Here is a 15,514-nt window from a genome sequence, read left to right on the forward strand (position 1 = left end):
TGGGGAAAAATCCATGATCCACGGTCATACGGTCACTGTTTGGGGTCAGACTGACAGCTCTTTATACATGTAGGTTGTGGGTTCCAGTCTGGTTTCGAACGGGTTCCGGCAATAGTTCGGAATTTCCCCGGCGATCTGAAACCCAAGGTCCAGATAAAGCAATCGAGAAGGATCGGTGCTGCGGGTATCAAGAACCAGCATCGTGCGTTCCAACTCTGTCGTTCGTTGAAAGAGGGCTTCCATCAAGGCGCGGCCAAAACCGCGCCGTCTGGCGTTCGGGTGCACCAGAAGTTTTGCGACATCCGCGCGGTGCGGCTGATTGGGCATGGTCGCGGGGATCAGTTGCACCGTGCCCTGAATGCGCCCGTTGTCGTGGATCACAAACAGCTCCAATGCACCGGCTTTCAGCCCAGGCCGAACATTTTGCAGCCAGTATTTTCGTGCGTCATCCTCGGTAAACGGAAGGACAAAGCCGATGCTGGCCCCGTCATGCACACAGGCGTGGAGGATTTCCGCCAGATCATCCACTGCCGCGCTGAAATCGAGATCGGTCAGACGCGAGATCATATCAGCACCAAGAGATAACGCGCACCGCGAGATGCGCCGGTTTCGAACCGGGTTGGGCCCGACAGGTGATAGCGCAGGCAATCTCCGGCGCTCAGCGCATGGGGTGTTCCGTCAACTGTCAGTGTCAGTGCGCCGTCGATCAGGATCAGATGGTGTTCCTGCCCGGACTTGGGCGGCGCCTCGTAAGTGATGACCATGTCGCGCGGCAGGTGGCATTCCACGACCTCGGCGTTCAGGCCGTTTGCAGGGGGTGAAACTGCGCGGCGGGTAAAGCCGGTTTCGGGATCACGCCATTCGGTCTGGCGTTCAAACGGCACTTTGGGGTCAAAGCTGTCTTCGACCATCATCAAAAGCCGTGACATCGGCAGGTCATAAGCAGCACAGAGGCGGCCGAGATTCTCAGCAGTGGGGCTGACCTCTCCTTTCTCCATGCGGGACAGCGTGGCGCGGCTGATTCCGCTGTGGGCGGCCAGTTGATCCAGGGACCACCCGCGCCCGTGGCGGAGATCGTTCAAACGGACGGCAAGGCGGTTTGAGAGGTTGTCGAGCATGGATCACAAACGAGAGAAATTTTCATTTACGGGAAAATTAAATAAAAATTATGTATGTGTAAATGAAAAAGGGCACAGAAGCTCTGCGCCCTTCGCAAGCTTTTGACGAGGCAGCGGATTATTTCCAGCCGACTTCGTTAAAGATTTTCTGTGCTTCCGGGATGTTCTTTGCGACCTCCGACAGGTTCACGTCGTCAGCTTTGAACTCACCCAGTGCCTTTACTGATTCCGCCAGTTCAACGCTCTGCACTGCCGGGAATTCGTCATTGCCCGCCGAGAAGTACTTCTGCGCCTGATCGCTTGCCAGATACTCGAGGAACAGGATTGCGTTTTCCTTGTTCGGCGCGTGTGCCGCGACGCCACCGCCCGACAGGTTCATATGCGCACCATAGCTGTCCTGATTGGGGAAGACCCGGCCGATCTTGTCCAGGTCAGGGGAAAGGCCTTTGACGTCTTTGCGGATGGCCCGCGCATAGTAGTAGGTGTTCGATACAGCGATGTCGCATTCGCCCGAAACGATGCCACGCAGCTGGTCGGTGTCACCCCCTTGCGGGTCTCGGGCCATGTTGGCGACAACGCCTTCGGCCCAGGATTTTGCGGCTTCGGCGCCCTCATGTGTGATGATCGAGGCGAGCAGGGTCTGGTTGTAGGTGTTGGTCGAGGACCGGATGCAGATCATGCCCTTATATTCCGGCTTGGCGAGGTCTGCGTAAGTGGCCGGCGGATTGGCAACGTTTTCTTTGTTGAAAAAGATGATCCGACCGCGTTGCGAGAAGCCGAACCACTGGTTGTCTTCGTCCTGAAGGTTGGCGGGGATGCGCTCTTCCAGGGTTTCACTGTCGATTGCTTGCAGAATGCCCGCATCTTTGGCACGCGCCAGCCGAGACGTGTCGACCGTCAGCATGACGTCTGCCGGTGAGTTCGCGCCTTCGGCTTCCATGCGCGCGATCAATTCATCCGCCTTGCCTTCGATCCGGTTTATCTTGATGCCGGTGGCCTCTTCGAAATCGGTGTAGAGGCGTTCGTCAGTGTCATAGTGGCGCGACGAATAAAGATTCAGCTCGCCTTCGGCGGCGGCTGATGTTGCGATCAATGCCGACAGAGCGGCGGCCAGGCAGGTTGTGGATTTCAGCATAGTTTGCCCCAACAATTGAATTTCGCGTCGGCTAATAACCCGACTGATTTGCTCAATTATACGATTCTCAGCGAGATGCAAGAAAATCCGACAGATTTACTTGGTCAAATGAGCGCAGGCGCCCTTGCGAGGCTTTTTTGGGCGGGCGCGAGTTGTGTTGAACGGGAAATTCCGCGTCACACAGCAGTGTCTGGATCACTCACGATCAAGTACCTCAACTGCAAGGATCGTGGGCAAATGGCGGGCGACTTCCGTCCATGTGTCCCCTTCATCAACACTGGCAAAAACCGAGCCGCTGTTGGTCCCGAAATAGATGCCGGCGGGGTCTCGGCGGTCTCCGGCCATGGCCTGTCTCAGAACGGTGAAAAAACAGTTTTCTTGCGGCAAGCCACGTCGCTGGTCTTGCCACGTTGCGCCTCCGTTTGTGGATTTCCAAACGGCCGCGGCGGCATCCGGTGGATAGCGCCCGATGCTGTCTCCGTTCAAAGGCAATGTCCAGATCGTGTCCGGATCGCGCGGGTGAACATGAATCGGAAATCCAAAGGTGGATGGCAGGCCTTCGGTGATGTCATCCCAACTGCGCCCTCCGTCGGCCGAGCGCCAGACACCGTGATGGTTTTGTTGGTACAGCAGATCCGCGGTTCCCGGAGCTTGAACCATGTTGTGAACGCAATGACCCGTTTCACCATCCCTGGGGGCAGCGGGATGATCATGGTGCGCACAAGCTTCGGCGTTGGACAATCTGTTGCGCCGCTCCCAGCTTGCGCCGCCATCCTCGGTTGCAAACACACCCGCAGCGGATATGCCGACCCAGAGCTTTTTCGAATCATTTGGGTCAGTCACGATTGTATGCAGGACCAACCCCGCCCCGCCGGGATTCCAATCGGGTGCTGAGGGGTGGTTTGTCAGGCCCTCAAGCGTGTCCCATGTCCGACCATTGTCGTGGCTGGCAAGCAGACGGGCCGGTTTTGTGCCAGCGTACAACGTTCCATGTCGATAGCGCAAAGACCAGACCTGCGAAAACTCATCGGCGAATGGTGCGGGTTCTCCGGTCCAGCCGATCATCTGGGCAAGATCCTGGTCGTTGGCGGCCCACTCGTCCATTTGACCCTTGGTGAGTTTTGCGACCTGCCAAGTCACACCGCCGTCTTCGGAACGCCAGACACCGGCACCATGCCAGTCACCACCGCCCCCGGCCCAAAGCGTGCCTGTTTCCTTGTCGCCAATGACGTGGTTGATCGGCCATCCTTCGCAATGCGGGCCCGTCACTTTCCAGTCTGACCTGGTCTGATCACCAGAGACAATGAACGTTCCCTTGGTCGTTCCCACCAGTACATCGATGCCGTGTTCGCGCATGGGTTTCACACTCCGCAATATCGAAGCAAGGGTAGCACGTCAGGCCCACAGGTGCAGAAAACAAAAAAACCGCGCTCAAGAGCGCGGTTTTCTAAAACGGTGTTTTGCTGTTCTCAGCCCTGACGAGCTTTGAACTTGCGCTGCGTCTTGTTGATAACGTAGACGCGGCCTTTGCGACGCACAACACGGCAGTCGCGGTGCCGATTCTTGAGCGAGCGGAGCGAGTTCTTGACCTTCATGGTCTGTCTCCAATCTGCGGCGCCTTCATCAAGGACGTGGCCAGCGCCTGGGTTACTCGGGTGTCCCGGATCTCCGGAACAGTGAAATCATGGTGGGCGGTACAAGGATCGAACTTGTGACCCCTTCGATGTCAACGAAGTGCTCTACCGCTGAGCTAACCGCCCACTTTCCCTTTGCGTGCCCAGCCCCATAACGAAATGGGGCGCGGAACCCCGCGCCGGTAGCGGGGTCTATAAAAGGAGTCGCAAAAGGGTTCAAGGGGTTTGGCAGAACTATTTTCCGGTCTATGTTGATTGCGAAGATGGAGGGATCATGCAGAACGCAGCCTTTGTATTGGATATGCCGGAAAACCGCAGTTCATGCGTGGTTTTTTCATCCCCGCATAGCGGGCGGAATTATCCCGAGGCGTTTTTGAAGCGGTCCGTTCTGAATCAAAGCGTGATTCGATCCTCGGAAGACGCTTTCGTGGATCAATTGTTTGCCGCTGCGGCCGAAAATGGCGCGCCTTTGATCAAAGCGACCATGCCGCGCGCCTATCTGGACCTGAATCGCAGTCTGGACGAACTGGACCCGGCGTTGATCAGCGGTGCCCGCAGGCATGGGCACAACCCCAGGGTCGCATCAGGGTTGGGTGTGATTCCCCGCGTTGTGGCAAATGGACGGGCAATCTACAGCGGCAAGCTGACCATGGACGAGGCGCGGTTGCGTATCGACACCTATTGGCGACCCTATCATGCACGTTTGAAATCCCTGCTGGCCGAATCACACGAGAAATTCGGCCAGGCCATTCTGGTGGATTGCCACTCGATGCCGCATGAGGCGGTCGCCATGGCCGGTACGACCCGAAATAAACGGCCGGAAATCGTGCTGGGTGATCGGTTCGGTGCGTCGGCGTCATCCGAAATCGTGGACCTCATCGAATCGGCGTTTGCTGCGGCAGGTCTGAACGTGGTGCGCAACGCCCCGTTTGCCGGGGCCTATGTGACACAGACTTACGGCCGCCCCACCCGCCAGCAACACGCGATCCAGATTGAAATCGACCGGGCCTTGTATATGGACGAAGAAAAGATTGCGCCGAACGCCAATTTCATGACGTTTTCGAAACTCCTCCGGCAGGTGGTGCGCGACATATCCGGAATCGGTTCAAAACCTCTCCGTCTGGCTGCGGAATGAAACTAGCGCAAAGCGCGGCCCTTCACGATTGCTTCCGGGCCGAATCTCTGGCGGATTTGGTCGGTGGCCCGCTCGGCTTGTGATCTGCGGCCAGCGCCGGGGTCAAGCAGGTCGCCGGAGATGTCGGCCTGATCCGCTGGGCACAGGTCAGACAGGCCACACCCCAACAGGCGGTACGGCCCCTGATCCCCCACCTGATCGAAAAGCCCTTTTGCGGTGCGATAAATCCTGTCGGCGATCTGCGTTGCGTCCCGCAATGACACGCGCCGTGTCAGAACCTTGTGATTGGCCTTCTTCAGCTTCAGCGTAACGACCCGGCCAGCCAGATCCTTGGCCTTGGCCCGGTCCGAGACCTTCAGGGCCATGCGCCACAAATGCCCGTCCAGAACGTCGATATTGGCGGTGTCCTCGAAAAACGTGGTCTCATTGCTGATGGATTTCATCGGTTCATGGGCTGAAACGCGCCGTTTGTCCTGACCCCGTGCCAAATGCCACAGGCGATACCCCATCGAGCCGAAACGCGCAGTCAAAGCCTCCTGATCCCAACGCAGCAGGTCGTTGAAGGTTCGAATCCCTGCCCGGTCCAGTGATTCCTGCGCGGCGGGGCCAATGCCCCAGATCAACCTTACGGGTTTGTCATTCAGAAACTCTGCCGTCTCTGCCTTGCCGATCACCGAAAACCCGCGGGGCTTGTCGAGGTCCGAGGCAACCTTGGCCAGAAACTTGTTGTGACTCAGCCCGATGGATCCTGTCACACCCAGTTCATCCTTCATGCGTTTGACCAGGCGCGCCAGCATGACGGCCGGGGGGGCTCCGTGCAGGCGTTCGGTGCCGGACAGGTCCATGAAAGCTTCGTCCAGGGACAGGGGTTCGACCACCGGTGTCAGTTCGTCCATCATGGCGCGGATGTCCCGTGAGACCTGGGCATATACGGACATGCGCGGTTTGATCACGACGGCATCGGGGCACAGTTGCAACGCCTTGAACATGGGCATGGCGGATCGCACACCGCGAATTCGGGCCACGTAGCATGCCGTGGACACAACACCGCGTTTGCCGCCGCCGATGATGACGGGCTTGTCTGCCAGTTCCGGGTTGTCCCGCTTTTCCACCGAAGCATAGAAGGCATCGCAATCCATATGCGCGATGGACAGATCAAACAGTTCGGGATGAGACTTTATCCTGGGGCTGCCGCAGGCCGTGCAGCGGCGTTCGTTCGTCAATGGGGTCAGGCAATCTCGGCAAAGACCGGGCATCTGCGTCCTCGTGTGTTCCGCAGTTGTCTTGGGGGTTCCTTATATCATCCAGTGATATCGATCAAAGATCATTCCGAGAAAAGAAACCCCCCGCGCTTCGCGGGGGGAAGTAACGAACCTCAGGAAGAGTAGGTTCGTTGGGGAGTAAATCTCCTTGAGAATCGCCAAGATTTTCGGGCTGAGATAGGGTTAAGCGCGCTTTTCAAAAACTCGCTTTTTGAATGTGTGTTTTCTGGCACAGGGACGATTTGGCGCGGATTCGCGAAAAATTGACGTAAGGTCAACCTGTTGTGGCGGTTTTTTCAGCATGAATCCCAGTTGAAACGAAGGCCCTTCTCATCACGTTTTCAGAGAATTTAACTCGGTCAAAACGGCCGCGGCCGCGGATTTCGGATCTTCGGCCTGATAAATGGGGCGGCCAACTACGATATGATCCGCCCCGTCCTGGATGGCGCTGGCAGGTGTGGCCACACGTTTTTGATCGCCCAGTGCCGCGCCTGCCGGACGCACGCCGGGGGTTACGATCAGCCGGCCCGCCGCCTGGGGCAGGGCGCGGATCAGGGCGGCCTCCTGCGGGCTGGCGATCACGCCGTCGGCGCCGGCCTCGAAGGCGTGGGCGGCGCGTTCCACCACCATGTCCTGAACGTCACCGGCCTTCATCATGCCGGCATCCAGGTCGTCGCGGTTCAGTGAGGTCAGGATGGTCACCGCCAGGATTTTCAGATCCTTGCCCGCCGCGCCTTCCTTGGCGGCGCGCACCACATGCGGGTCGCCATGCACGGTCAGGAAATCCAGATCGAACTGCGCCAGCCCCCGCACCGCGTTTTCCACCGTGTTGCCGATGTCGAACAGCTTCATGTCCAGGAAGATGCGCTTGCCATGTTCCTGCTTGAGCTCATTGGCCAGTGCCAGCCCGCCGCCTGTCAGCATGCCCAGGCCGATCTTGTAGAACGACACGGCGTCGCCCAGCGTCTCGGCCAGCTTCAGCCCTTCCAGCGCGTTGGGGACGTCGAGGGCGACGATCAGGCGGTCATCGGCGGTTTGGGGCATTGTATCGGCCTTTCAAGCTTGACGGGATCGGCGCTTCTGTAGAGCGTGTGACGCATCGAGACAAGAAAAGACGCAGGAAAATACGGGATGATACGGTTGGGTGTGGTGGCCGCGGCGGCTGTTCTGGTCGGGGCGGGCGCGGTCTGGGCCGGTGAAACGGATTGCGGCGAGGCCCGACTGGTCTGGGCGGATGTCAAGGACAGCGGGTCGGCGACGGCCATTGAGAGTTTTGCACAGATCTACGCCGATTGCCCGATCTATTCGCAGCTGGCGCGCGATCTGCTGGTCGGGTTGACCGGGGAGGCCTCTGCGCCGGCAATGGTCGACGACCCCAAGGAACCGCAACGGCGCCTGCGGGTTTCCGACCTGCGCCCCCGGCCGGAACCCGACCCCGACGATCCACCACAAGACCCCGACTATTCGGATGGAGAGTATGACTGCTTGATGGCCGCTGCCGCACCGGGCCAGTCGCCCTATTTCGACGGGGTGAAATGGGCCGACATGGACGCCGAGAATGCGATGGCGATCTGCGCCGATCTGCTGTTGAAAGACCAGGATGTCGATGCCGAGGTCGTGGCCGCCTTTGGCCGGGCGCTCATGAAGGGCGGCAAGCTGGAAATGGCGCTCGAGTTTTCGGAACTGGCCGCGATGGAGGGCAGCGGGCTGGCGATGAACACGCTCGCTTCGCTGTATAGTGATGGCGAGATCGTTCTCGAGGACCACGAGACCGCGTTTGCCTGGTACATGGCGGCTGCCGAAAGCGGTCTGCCGATGGGAATGCACAACGTCGCGTATGGCTTCGAGAACGGGAAAGGTGTTGCGCCCGACATCGACAAGGCGCTGTACTATTATGAAAGGGCCGCGTTCTTCGGATATGAGCCGTCTCTGCTGCACCTCGGCGTAATCTATCGCGAAGGAACGCATGTCGCGCGCGATATGCAGCGCGCGGTCGACTATCTGAAGATGGCGGCCCGAAACGGCAGCGCCGATGCCGCGGCGCGCCTGGGCTACATCTACGAGATCGGCGAGAACGGCTACTCCAAGGACATCGAACAGGCGCTGGATTATTATTTCCAGGCCGCCAAGCAGAACAATGTCGTGGCGCTGCACAATCTTGGGTCCTTGACCTATCACGGGCGGGACGGTGTGCCCCAGGACACGGAAGCGGCCTTGTTGTTCTGGGGCAGGGCCGCAAAGCTTGGCGATATGAAATCGCAGCGCAAATTCGGCCGGTTGCTCTATGAAATCGGCGATGTCGAAGAGGCGCTGAGGTTTCTTCGCCTCGCGGTCGAGCAGGGCGATGACGAGGCGCAAAAGCTGATCCGGCAGATCGACGGCGGTTGACCCCCACGGCTGACAAAGGAGCCAGCGGTTTCCCCGCTTTGTCCCAACTGTGCTATGGTGCTGCCATTCTGAAACGAAAATTGCATCAAAGGGACAGACCATGAAGCACCTTGTTCCGCTGGCCGTCGTGGCCACGCTGGCCGCCTGCGCCGACACGCCTCCACAGACCGGAACAGGCGCCGCGCCGCCCCCGACCAATGATGATTTGTATCTTGTCCGCGGTTATCGGTCCGAGGATGACTGGTGCCAGTTGACCGGAGAAACCGCCTTTACCGGCAATTTCCTCGACCACACCGCCGATCTTGTCTCATGCCCGACAGGCAGCGATGCGGCACAGTCTTTGGTTGATGATCTGGGCGCTGTTGAGGTGGCCCAGACCGGAGGGTACACGGTCTACACAATCCAGCGCGAATAGTGCGGGATTCTGCCGTTCAGCCTCTTGAACCGGCAAAGATATTTCCCAGATTGAATGTGAGGCTTCGACCGACGCGTGCCGCCAGGCGGGCGCATCAAAACGGGGCGCTTGGAAAAGGAGAATATCATGGACTTGAACAAGTTCACCGAGCGGGCACGGGGATTCGTGCAGGCGGCGCAAACGATTGCGCTGCGCGAGGGGCACCAGAGGCTGGAGCCCACACATATACTCAAAGCATTGATGGATGACGATCAGGGGCTGGCCAGCAACCTGATCACACGCGCGGGCGGCGCGCCGAACCGCGTGGTCGAGGCGCTGGACGCCGCTATGGGCAAAATCCCGAAAGTCAGCGGCGATGCCGGCCAGATTTACATGGACGGCCAGACCGCCAAGGTTCTGGACGAGGCGCAGAAGATCGCCACCAAGGCAGGCGACAGTTTTGTGCCCGTTGAACGCGTTTTGATGGCGCTGTGCATGGTCAAATCCAAGGCCAAAGAGGCGCTGGAGGCGGGTGCGGTGTCTGCCCAGAAACTCAATGAGGCGATCAATGACATCCGCAAGGGTCGCACCGCTGATACCGCATCGGCGGAAGAAGGTTATGACGCGCTCAAGAAATACGCACGTGACCTGACCGAGGCTGCGGCCGAAGGCAAAATTGATCCGATCATCGGGCGGGATGAGGAAATCCGCCGTTCGATGCAGGTTCTGTCGCGCCGCACCAAGAACAACCCGGTTCTGATAGGGGAACCCGGCGTCGGTAAAACCGCGATTGCCGAGGGCATGGCGTTGCGCATCGTCAACGGCGACGTGCCGGAATCGCTGAAGGACAAGAAGCTGCTGGCGCTCGACATGGGTGCGTTGATTGCCGGTGCGAAATACCGTGGCGAATTCGAAGAACGCCTCAAGGCCGTTCTGACCGAAGTGACTGAAGCTGCGGGTGAAATCATCCTGTTCATAGACGAGATGCACACGCTGGTCGGGGCTGGGAAGTCCGATGGTGCGATGGATGCCGCCAACCTGATCAAGCCTGCGCTTGCCCGGGGTGAGCTGCATTGTATTGGCGCGACCACACTGGATGAGTATCGCAAATACGTTGAAAAAGACGCGGCCCTTGCGCGCCGGTTCCAGCCGGTGATGGTTCACGAACCGACGGTCGAGGACACGATCAGCATCCTGCGCGGCATCAAGGAAAAATACGAGTTGCACCACGGCGTGCGCATCTCGGATTCGGCGCTGGTGTCGGCGGCGACCTTGTCGCATCGCTATATCACCGACCGGTTCCTGCCCGACAAAGCCATCGACTTGGTCGATGAGGCGGCGTCGCGTCTGCGGATGGAGGTGGATTCCAAGCCCGAGGAACTCGATCAGCTGGATCGGCAGATCCTTCAGATGCAGATCGAGGAAGAGGCGCTGAAGCTGGAAGACGATGCGGCCTCCAAGGATCGTCTGGAAACCTTGCAGAAGGATCTTGCCGAACTTCAGGAAAAATCCGCCGAGATGACCGCGCAGTGGCAGGCCGAACGCGACAAGCTGGCTGGCGCGCGGGATCTGAAAGAACAGCTCGACAAGGCGCGGGCTGATCTGGAGATCGCAAAACGTGAGGGTAATCTGGCGAAAGCCGGTGAGCTGTCCTATGGCGTCATTCCCGAGCTTGAGAAAAAGCTGACCGAGGCCGAGAACGCCGAAAGCAACGCCATGATGGCCGAGGAAACGGTGCGTCCGGAACAGATTGCCTCCGTCGTGGAGCGCTGGACGGGTATCCCGACTTCGAAAATGCTGGAAGGTGAGCGTGAGAAGCTGCTGCGGATGGAAGACGATCTGCATTCCCGCGTGATAGGTCAGGATGCGGCCGTGACCGCCGTGGCCAACGCCGTGCGCCGTGCGCGTGCGGGCCTGAATGACGAAGGCCGCCCGCTGGGCTCGTTCCTGTTCCTCGGCCCGACCGGCGTGGGTAAGACCGAGCTGACCAAAGCCGTGGCGAATTTCCTGTTCGACGACGATAACGCGATGGTGCGTATCGATATGTCCGAGTTCATGGAGAAACACGCTGTTGCCCGTCTGATCGGGGCTCCTCCGGGCTATGTCGGTTACGACGAAGGTGGTGTGCTGACCGAAGCCGTGCGGCGCAGGCCTTATCAGGTCGTGCTGTTTGACGAGGTCGAAAAGGCACACCCGGACGTGTTCAACGTGCTGTTGCAGGTTCTTGATGACGGTGTGCTGACCGATGGTCAGGGCCGCACCGTGGACTTCAAACAGACGCTGATCATCCTGACGTCGAACCTTGGGTCTCAGGCGCTCAGCCAGTTGCCCGAAGGTGCGGACAGTTCACAGGCCAAGCGCGACGTGATGGATGCGGTCCGGGCACATTTCCGGCCCGAGTTCCTGAACCGTCTGGACGAAACGATCATCTTTGACCGCCTCAAGCGGGCCGATATGGATGGCATCGTCGATATTCAGATGGCACGTCTGCAAAAACGTCTGGCCGCCCGCAAGATCGAGCTGGCCCTGGATGACAGCGCCAAGGAATGGCTGGCCAATGAAGGCTATGATCCGGTCTTCGGTGCCCGCCCGCTGAAACGCGTCATCCAGCGCGCCTTGCAGAACCCTCTGGCCGAGGCTCTGCTGGCCGGGGAAATCAAGGATGGTGACGTCGTTCCGGTCACCGCCGGGCCCGATGGTTTGATCATCGGTGATCGTTTGGGAACTTCCGAGCGACCCCGCCCGGACGATGCCGTGGTGCATTGATCTGACACCGTGAACTGAAAGGCCCGCTTTTTTGGCGGGCCTTTTTCGTGTCGGCTTTCCATAGCCTTTGTTCAGATAATCACTGAGGACCTTCATCCAGACCTGCGCTTTCTCCATTGGAAACTGGGCCGTGAATCTCAGTTTCACAATACAATTGTCCACGACGCCGACTGCCAGAAATTCGGACAGGCCATCTGATGCTTTGGCCTCGGCCCGATACGGCAACACCTGCGACGGATCACGCAACTGATAGGCGTTGATTTCGCCAAGCTCGGCACCGCGCCGCGCAGCTATTGCAGCGATATCGCGTGCAGCTTGCTTAAAGCTTTCAAGGGCCATTTCGGATGAGACGTCCCTTTGTTGATGGTCATAGAAGAAAACCGTGATCTTGGAGGACGGGTCTGCAAAAGTGGCGGAATAGCCAAGACCCGGATGGCTGTCTTCATAAACTTCAGACCCGATCTGGTTCAGATCGCTCAGGACCTGCGGCGCGCGCTCAAACAGCTTTTTGCACGATTGCACATCAGCCAATGCAGGTCCGCACAGTAAAGACAGAGAAACAACAAGTGGTCTGAGCAACATGAAAGCAGGGTGTCCCGAACAGATCAAGAATGCACGAAGTCCTGGCCTGCGACTGTGGCAGAAGTTTGGCCCTGCCGGAAAGATGGCCGGACGGGCGCTGGTCGGCCGCCCGGGAATTTGTCAGATCAATGCAAATATCCGGGCCGGACCCCCGGTGCCGCCTGCGTGTTTCGGTGCGCCGATCACCAGCGTTGCACCTGACGCAGGCACGCGATCCAGCCCAGCCAGACATTCGATCCCGAACCGGCCTGACGGCAACCACGCGTAATGCGTCGCGAAATCTGCAGACATGCCGTGATCCAGGGACAGGGTATCAACGGCAATTGATCGTGCTCCGGTCTCCTCCATCAGCATCTGCGCGGCTTCAACGTGGAAGCCCGGGTAATGCTGCGCTTCGCCGTCAAAATTGCGGAACTCATCCGTGGCGGTTTTGCCTGCCCATCCGGAATGCATCGCCACGCAGGCACCATCAGGGATATCACCTTTGGCCGCAATCCAGGCTTTCAGATCGTCCGGGGTGACGCGCGTGTCAGCGTCCTCGGCCGCCCGAGCTGCGATGTCCACGACGCATAAGGGGGCGACCAGATCCGTGACGGGGATTTCATCAACCGACGTCCCATCCGCCGAAAAGTGAAGCGGCGCATCGATATGCGTGCCCGTGTGTTCGTTGATTGACAGGTTGAACAGATTGAAGCCGTGATCAGCAAAGTTGAAAGCTTGCTCGGCCGAGATGCCGGGTTCACCGCCCCATGTCGGGAAATCCGGGCTCAGCGTATGGGTCATATCCTCGACACCGCCATGCCCGGCCGCCAGTGCTGCCGGCGCGACGGCCCCGGTCGCGGCTGCTGCAACACCCGAAGCGGCGGCAGCTTTGAAGAACCCGCGACGAGACAGCATCTTGTCTTTGACGGCATTCATTACGCAGATATCACACATTTTTCTTCCTCCCATTGCGGCCAAAAGTCTGCAATCGCAGCCTTGCCTCGCGTTCGGCTTGGCGTGGCGCCCGTCTGAAATAGTGCAGCCTTGCGCCCGCAGTTGTAAAGTTTTGTGCCCGTGTTCTGACAATAATCCACGAAAACCGCGGTTTTCCTCCGGGCTCCAAAGGCTCTTGGGTCTATAGATTTCGGTGCTGAAACGTTATTCGAAGGCCTCGTCACATTGGAACGTTACAATCACTTCGCTCAATCGTTACGCCTGTTTCCGTGGCTCTGTGCTATCAGCACACTACGTCAATAACGACCACTGAAGATGACGGAGACCCATATGGCGCATCGCTGGACCAATACTTTGACACATGCCGACGTCACCCCCCGGGCGGCGTTCCTTAACCGGCGGCAGGTTATGGCCGGGCTGGCAGGTGTCGGCCTGACCGCGATGGCCAAGCCGGCGGCAGCACAGGATGGGTTGGAGCCGAATACGTGGGAAGAGATCACCACCTACAACAACTACTATGAGTTCGGGACCAGAAAAGATGACCCGGCGAAATATGCTCATTCGCTGGTGACCGACCCCTGGAGCGTCAAGATTGACGGTCTGGTCGACCGTCCCGGCGACTATGATTTTCAGGCCATCCTGTCCGAGATGACGATAGAGAAGCGGATCTACCGCTTTCGCTGTGTGGAGGCCTGGTCGATGGTAATTCCGTGGAACGGATTTGAGCTGGCTGACCTTCTCAATGTGGCGGGCGTGCAAGACGGTGCGAAATATGTGGCTTTTGAGACGGCCTATCGCCCGGACGAAATGCCGGGAACGCGGTTTCCCGTTCTCGATTGGCCGTACCGAGAGGGCTTGCGCCTGGACGAGGCGATGCATCCTCTGACAATCATGGCAACCGGAATTTACGACCGCCCGATTCCCAACCAGAACGGTGCGCCTTTGCGTCTGGTCGTTCCTTGGAAATACGGTTTCAAATCGATCAAGTCGATTGTTCGGATTACGCTTACCAAGGACGAACCACCCACCAGCTGGAACATGTCCAATCCACGCGAATACGGGTTCTACAGTAATGTGAACCCCAACGTGGACCATCCACGCTGGTCTCAGGCTTCAGAGCGCGAGATCGGGGGCGGGCTTTTCGCGTCACGTAAGCCGACCCTGATGTTCAACGGCTATGAACAAGAGGTCGCCAGCCTTTATGAAGGCATGGATCTGGCCAAGAATTATTAGAAGCATGTCGGCGATGAACCAGACACTCCGCCGTATTCCGGTATGGGTCATATATCTGCTGGGGGCATTGCCAGCGCCCTGGCTGTTTTATCTTGGCCTGACCGGTGGTCTGGGGGTCGAACCGATTGAGGCGTTGGAGCACAGATATGGGGAACTGGCCCTTCAGTTGCTGATTGCCGGTCTGGCGGTCACACCCCTGCGCCGGCATGTCGGCCTCAACCTGATGAAGTTTCGTCGAGCGATCGGGGTGCTCACGTTTTTATACGTCGCGTTGCATCTTCTTGTGTGGCTGGTTCTCGATGTGCAGCTTCCCAGCCAGATCTGGGCGGATATCCTCAAACGCCCGTACATAACGGTCGGCATGGCGGGGTTTCTTCTTCTGCTTCCGCTGGCGTTGACCTCCAACAACTGGTCTGTGCGCCGACTGGGACCGCGCTGGCGCAAGCTGCACTACCTTGTATACGCGGCCGCATTGTTGGGGGCGATGCATTACCTCTTGCTGGCAAAAGGATTTCAGATCGAGCCGCTTGCTTACCTGGTTGCCATCATCGCCTTGCTTGCCCTGCGCCTGCGGATTCCCAACCTGTCTTTCCGGTCCAACAGGGCCGATTCCGCCTGACTCGGGCGTGAGTCTGTGGGTAATCATGTGCATAACGCGCTGAACCTCGAATTCTGACCTGCCTTTACATTGTTGTCGACGGCAGCGCGTTTGATTGACTTGACTTAAGTGTCTGTAATTGCTGGATAAATGAACTTCTCAAGAATTTCTTCTGTTTTTGTGTATTTTCCGCTTGCGGGTTTTGTTGGTTATACTTAGAACCCCCTTCACCGGCGCTGCTGAGGCGGTGCTGACGGGTCGGAGAGACGGCCTGACGGACTGGAAAGACGGTTGAGACGCTCGGGAGAGACCGGGGGCATCTATGGGACTGAT

General features: G+C 58.6%; 14 protein-coding genes and 1 tRNA gene. 6 read left to right on the forward strand and 9 right to left on the reverse strand.

Annotated elements, in window-relative coordinates; all coding sequences use genetic code 11:
- Positions 1 to 45: 45 nt before the first annotated feature.
- The 6 genes from AC2FNN_RS10390 to AC2FNN_RS10415 all read right to left on the reverse strand — a co-directional run bounded on the left by AC2FNN_RS10390 (position 46) and on the right by AC2FNN_RS10415 (position 4,013).
- Positions 46 to 567: a GNAT family N-acetyltransferase gene (locus tag AC2FNN_RS10390; protein ID WP_496758403.1), complete on the reverse strand. Its 522-nt coding sequence runs from the start codon at positions 565 to 567 to the stop codon at positions 46 to 48.
- A complete protein-coding gene (locus AC2FNN_RS10395; RefSeq protein WP_496758405.1) occupies positions 564 to 1,118 on the reverse strand; it encodes a helix-turn-helix domain-containing protein in 555 nt (184 codons plus the stop codon). Before AC2FNN_RS10395 ends, AC2FNN_RS10390 begins: the two co-directional genes overlap by 4 nt.
- Before the next feature lie 118 nt (positions 1,119 to 1,236).
- Complete coding sequence (locus AC2FNN_RS10400; RefSeq protein ID WP_496758406.1) at positions 1,237 to 2,253, reverse strand: Fe(3+) ABC transporter substrate-binding protein; 1,017 nt, start codon at positions 2,251 to 2,253, stop codon at positions 1,237 to 1,239.
- Positions 2,254 to 2,448: 195 nt separating this feature from the next.
- A complete protein-coding gene (locus tag AC2FNN_RS10405; protein ID WP_496758407.1) occupies positions 2,449 to 3,609 on the reverse strand; it encodes a WD40/YVTN/BNR-like repeat-containing protein in 1,161 nt (386 codons plus the stop codon).
- A gap of 113 nt (positions 3,610 to 3,722) precedes the next feature.
- Positions 3,723 to 3,848 carry a type B 50S ribosomal protein L36 gene (gene ykgO / locus AC2FNN_RS10410; RefSeq protein WP_005648635.1) on the reverse strand — a complete coding sequence of 42 codons (126 nt, stop codon included), beginning with the start codon at positions 3,846 to 3,848 and terminating at the stop codon, positions 3,723 to 3,725.
- A 90-nt stretch (positions 3,849 to 3,938) separates the two neighbouring features.
- Positions 3,939 to 4,013: transfer RNA gene (locus AC2FNN_RS10415), tRNA-Val, on the reverse strand.
- Between the two features lie 148 nt (positions 4,014 to 4,161).
- On the opposite strand from AC2FNN_RS10415, the gene AC2FNN_RS10420 reads away from it, so the two are divergent.
- Positions 4,162 to 5,022 (forward strand): N-formylglutamate amidohydrolase, encoded by an 861-nt coding sequence (locus AC2FNN_RS10420; protein ID WP_496758408.1) that lies wholly within the window; start codon positions 4,162 to 4,164, stop codon positions 5,020 to 5,022.
- A gap of 2 nt (positions 5,023 to 5,024) precedes the next feature.
- Here the strand turns inward: AC2FNN_RS10420 and AC2FNN_RS10425 are convergent, their stop codons facing one another.
- Positions 5,025 to 6,278 (reverse strand): DNA polymerase IV, encoded by a 1,254-nt coding sequence (locus tag AC2FNN_RS10425; protein WP_496758410.1) that lies wholly within the window; start codon positions 6,276 to 6,278, stop codon positions 5,025 to 5,027.
- A 339-nt stretch (positions 6,279 to 6,617) separates the two neighbouring features.
- Positions 6,618 to 7,328 (reverse strand): orotidine-5'-phosphate decarboxylase, encoded by a 711-nt coding sequence (gene pyrF / locus AC2FNN_RS10430; protein ID WP_496758411.1) that lies wholly within the window; start codon positions 7,326 to 7,328, stop codon positions 6,618 to 6,620.
- An 87-nt stretch (positions 7,329 to 7,415) separates the two neighbouring features.
- On the opposite strand from pyrF, the gene AC2FNN_RS10435 reads away from it, so the two are divergent.
- The 3 genes from AC2FNN_RS10435 (at position 7,416) to clpB (ending at position 11,832) form a co-directional block, all read left to right on the forward strand.
- The gene (locus tag AC2FNN_RS10435) at positions 7,416 to 8,672 is read left to right on the forward strand and encodes a tetratricopeptide repeat protein (protein ID WP_496758412.1); all 1,257 of its coding nucleotides are present in this window, start codon (positions 7,416 to 7,418) and stop codon (positions 8,670 to 8,672) included.
- A 100-nt stretch (positions 8,673 to 8,772) separates the two neighbouring features.
- The gene (locus AC2FNN_RS10440) at positions 8,773 to 9,087 is read left to right on the forward strand and encodes a hypothetical protein (protein ID WP_496758414.1); all 315 of its coding nucleotides are present in this window, start codon (positions 8,773 to 8,775) and stop codon (positions 9,085 to 9,087) included.
- Between the two features lie 126 nt (positions 9,088 to 9,213).
- Positions 9,214 to 11,832: an ATP-dependent chaperone ClpB gene (clpB, locus tag AC2FNN_RS10445; protein ID WP_496758416.1), complete on the forward strand. Its 2,619-nt coding sequence runs from the start codon at positions 9,214 to 9,216 to the stop codon at positions 11,830 to 11,832.
- 702 nt (positions 11,833 to 12,534) lie between these two features.
- Here clpB and AC2FNN_RS10450 read toward each other — a convergent pair.
- On the reverse strand, positions 12,535 to 13,350 hold the full coding sequence (locus tag AC2FNN_RS10450; RefSeq protein ID WP_496758417.1) for a cyclase family protein: 816 nt from the start codon (positions 13,348 to 13,350) through the stop codon (positions 12,535 to 12,537).
- Between the two features lie 330 nt (positions 13,351 to 13,680).
- Between AC2FNN_RS10450 and msrP the strand changes: the two genes are divergently transcribed.
- Positions 13,681 to 14,583, forward strand: coding sequence for a protein-methionine-sulfoxide reductase catalytic subunit MsrP (gene msrP, locus AC2FNN_RS10455; RefSeq protein WP_496758420.1), 903 nt, complete (start codon positions 13,681 to 13,683; stop codon positions 14,581 to 14,583).
- Positions 14,584 to 14,587: 4 nt separating this feature from the next.
- A complete protein-coding gene (msrQ, locus tag AC2FNN_RS10460) occupies positions 14,588 to 15,202 on the forward strand; it encodes a protein-methionine-sulfoxide reductase heme-binding subunit MsrQ (protein ID WP_496758418.1) in 615 nt (204 codons plus the stop codon).
- The last annotated feature ends 312 nt before the right edge of the window (positions 15,203 to 15,514 follow it).

It is taken from the genome of Ruegeria sp. BHSA118 (assembly GCF_059613405.1).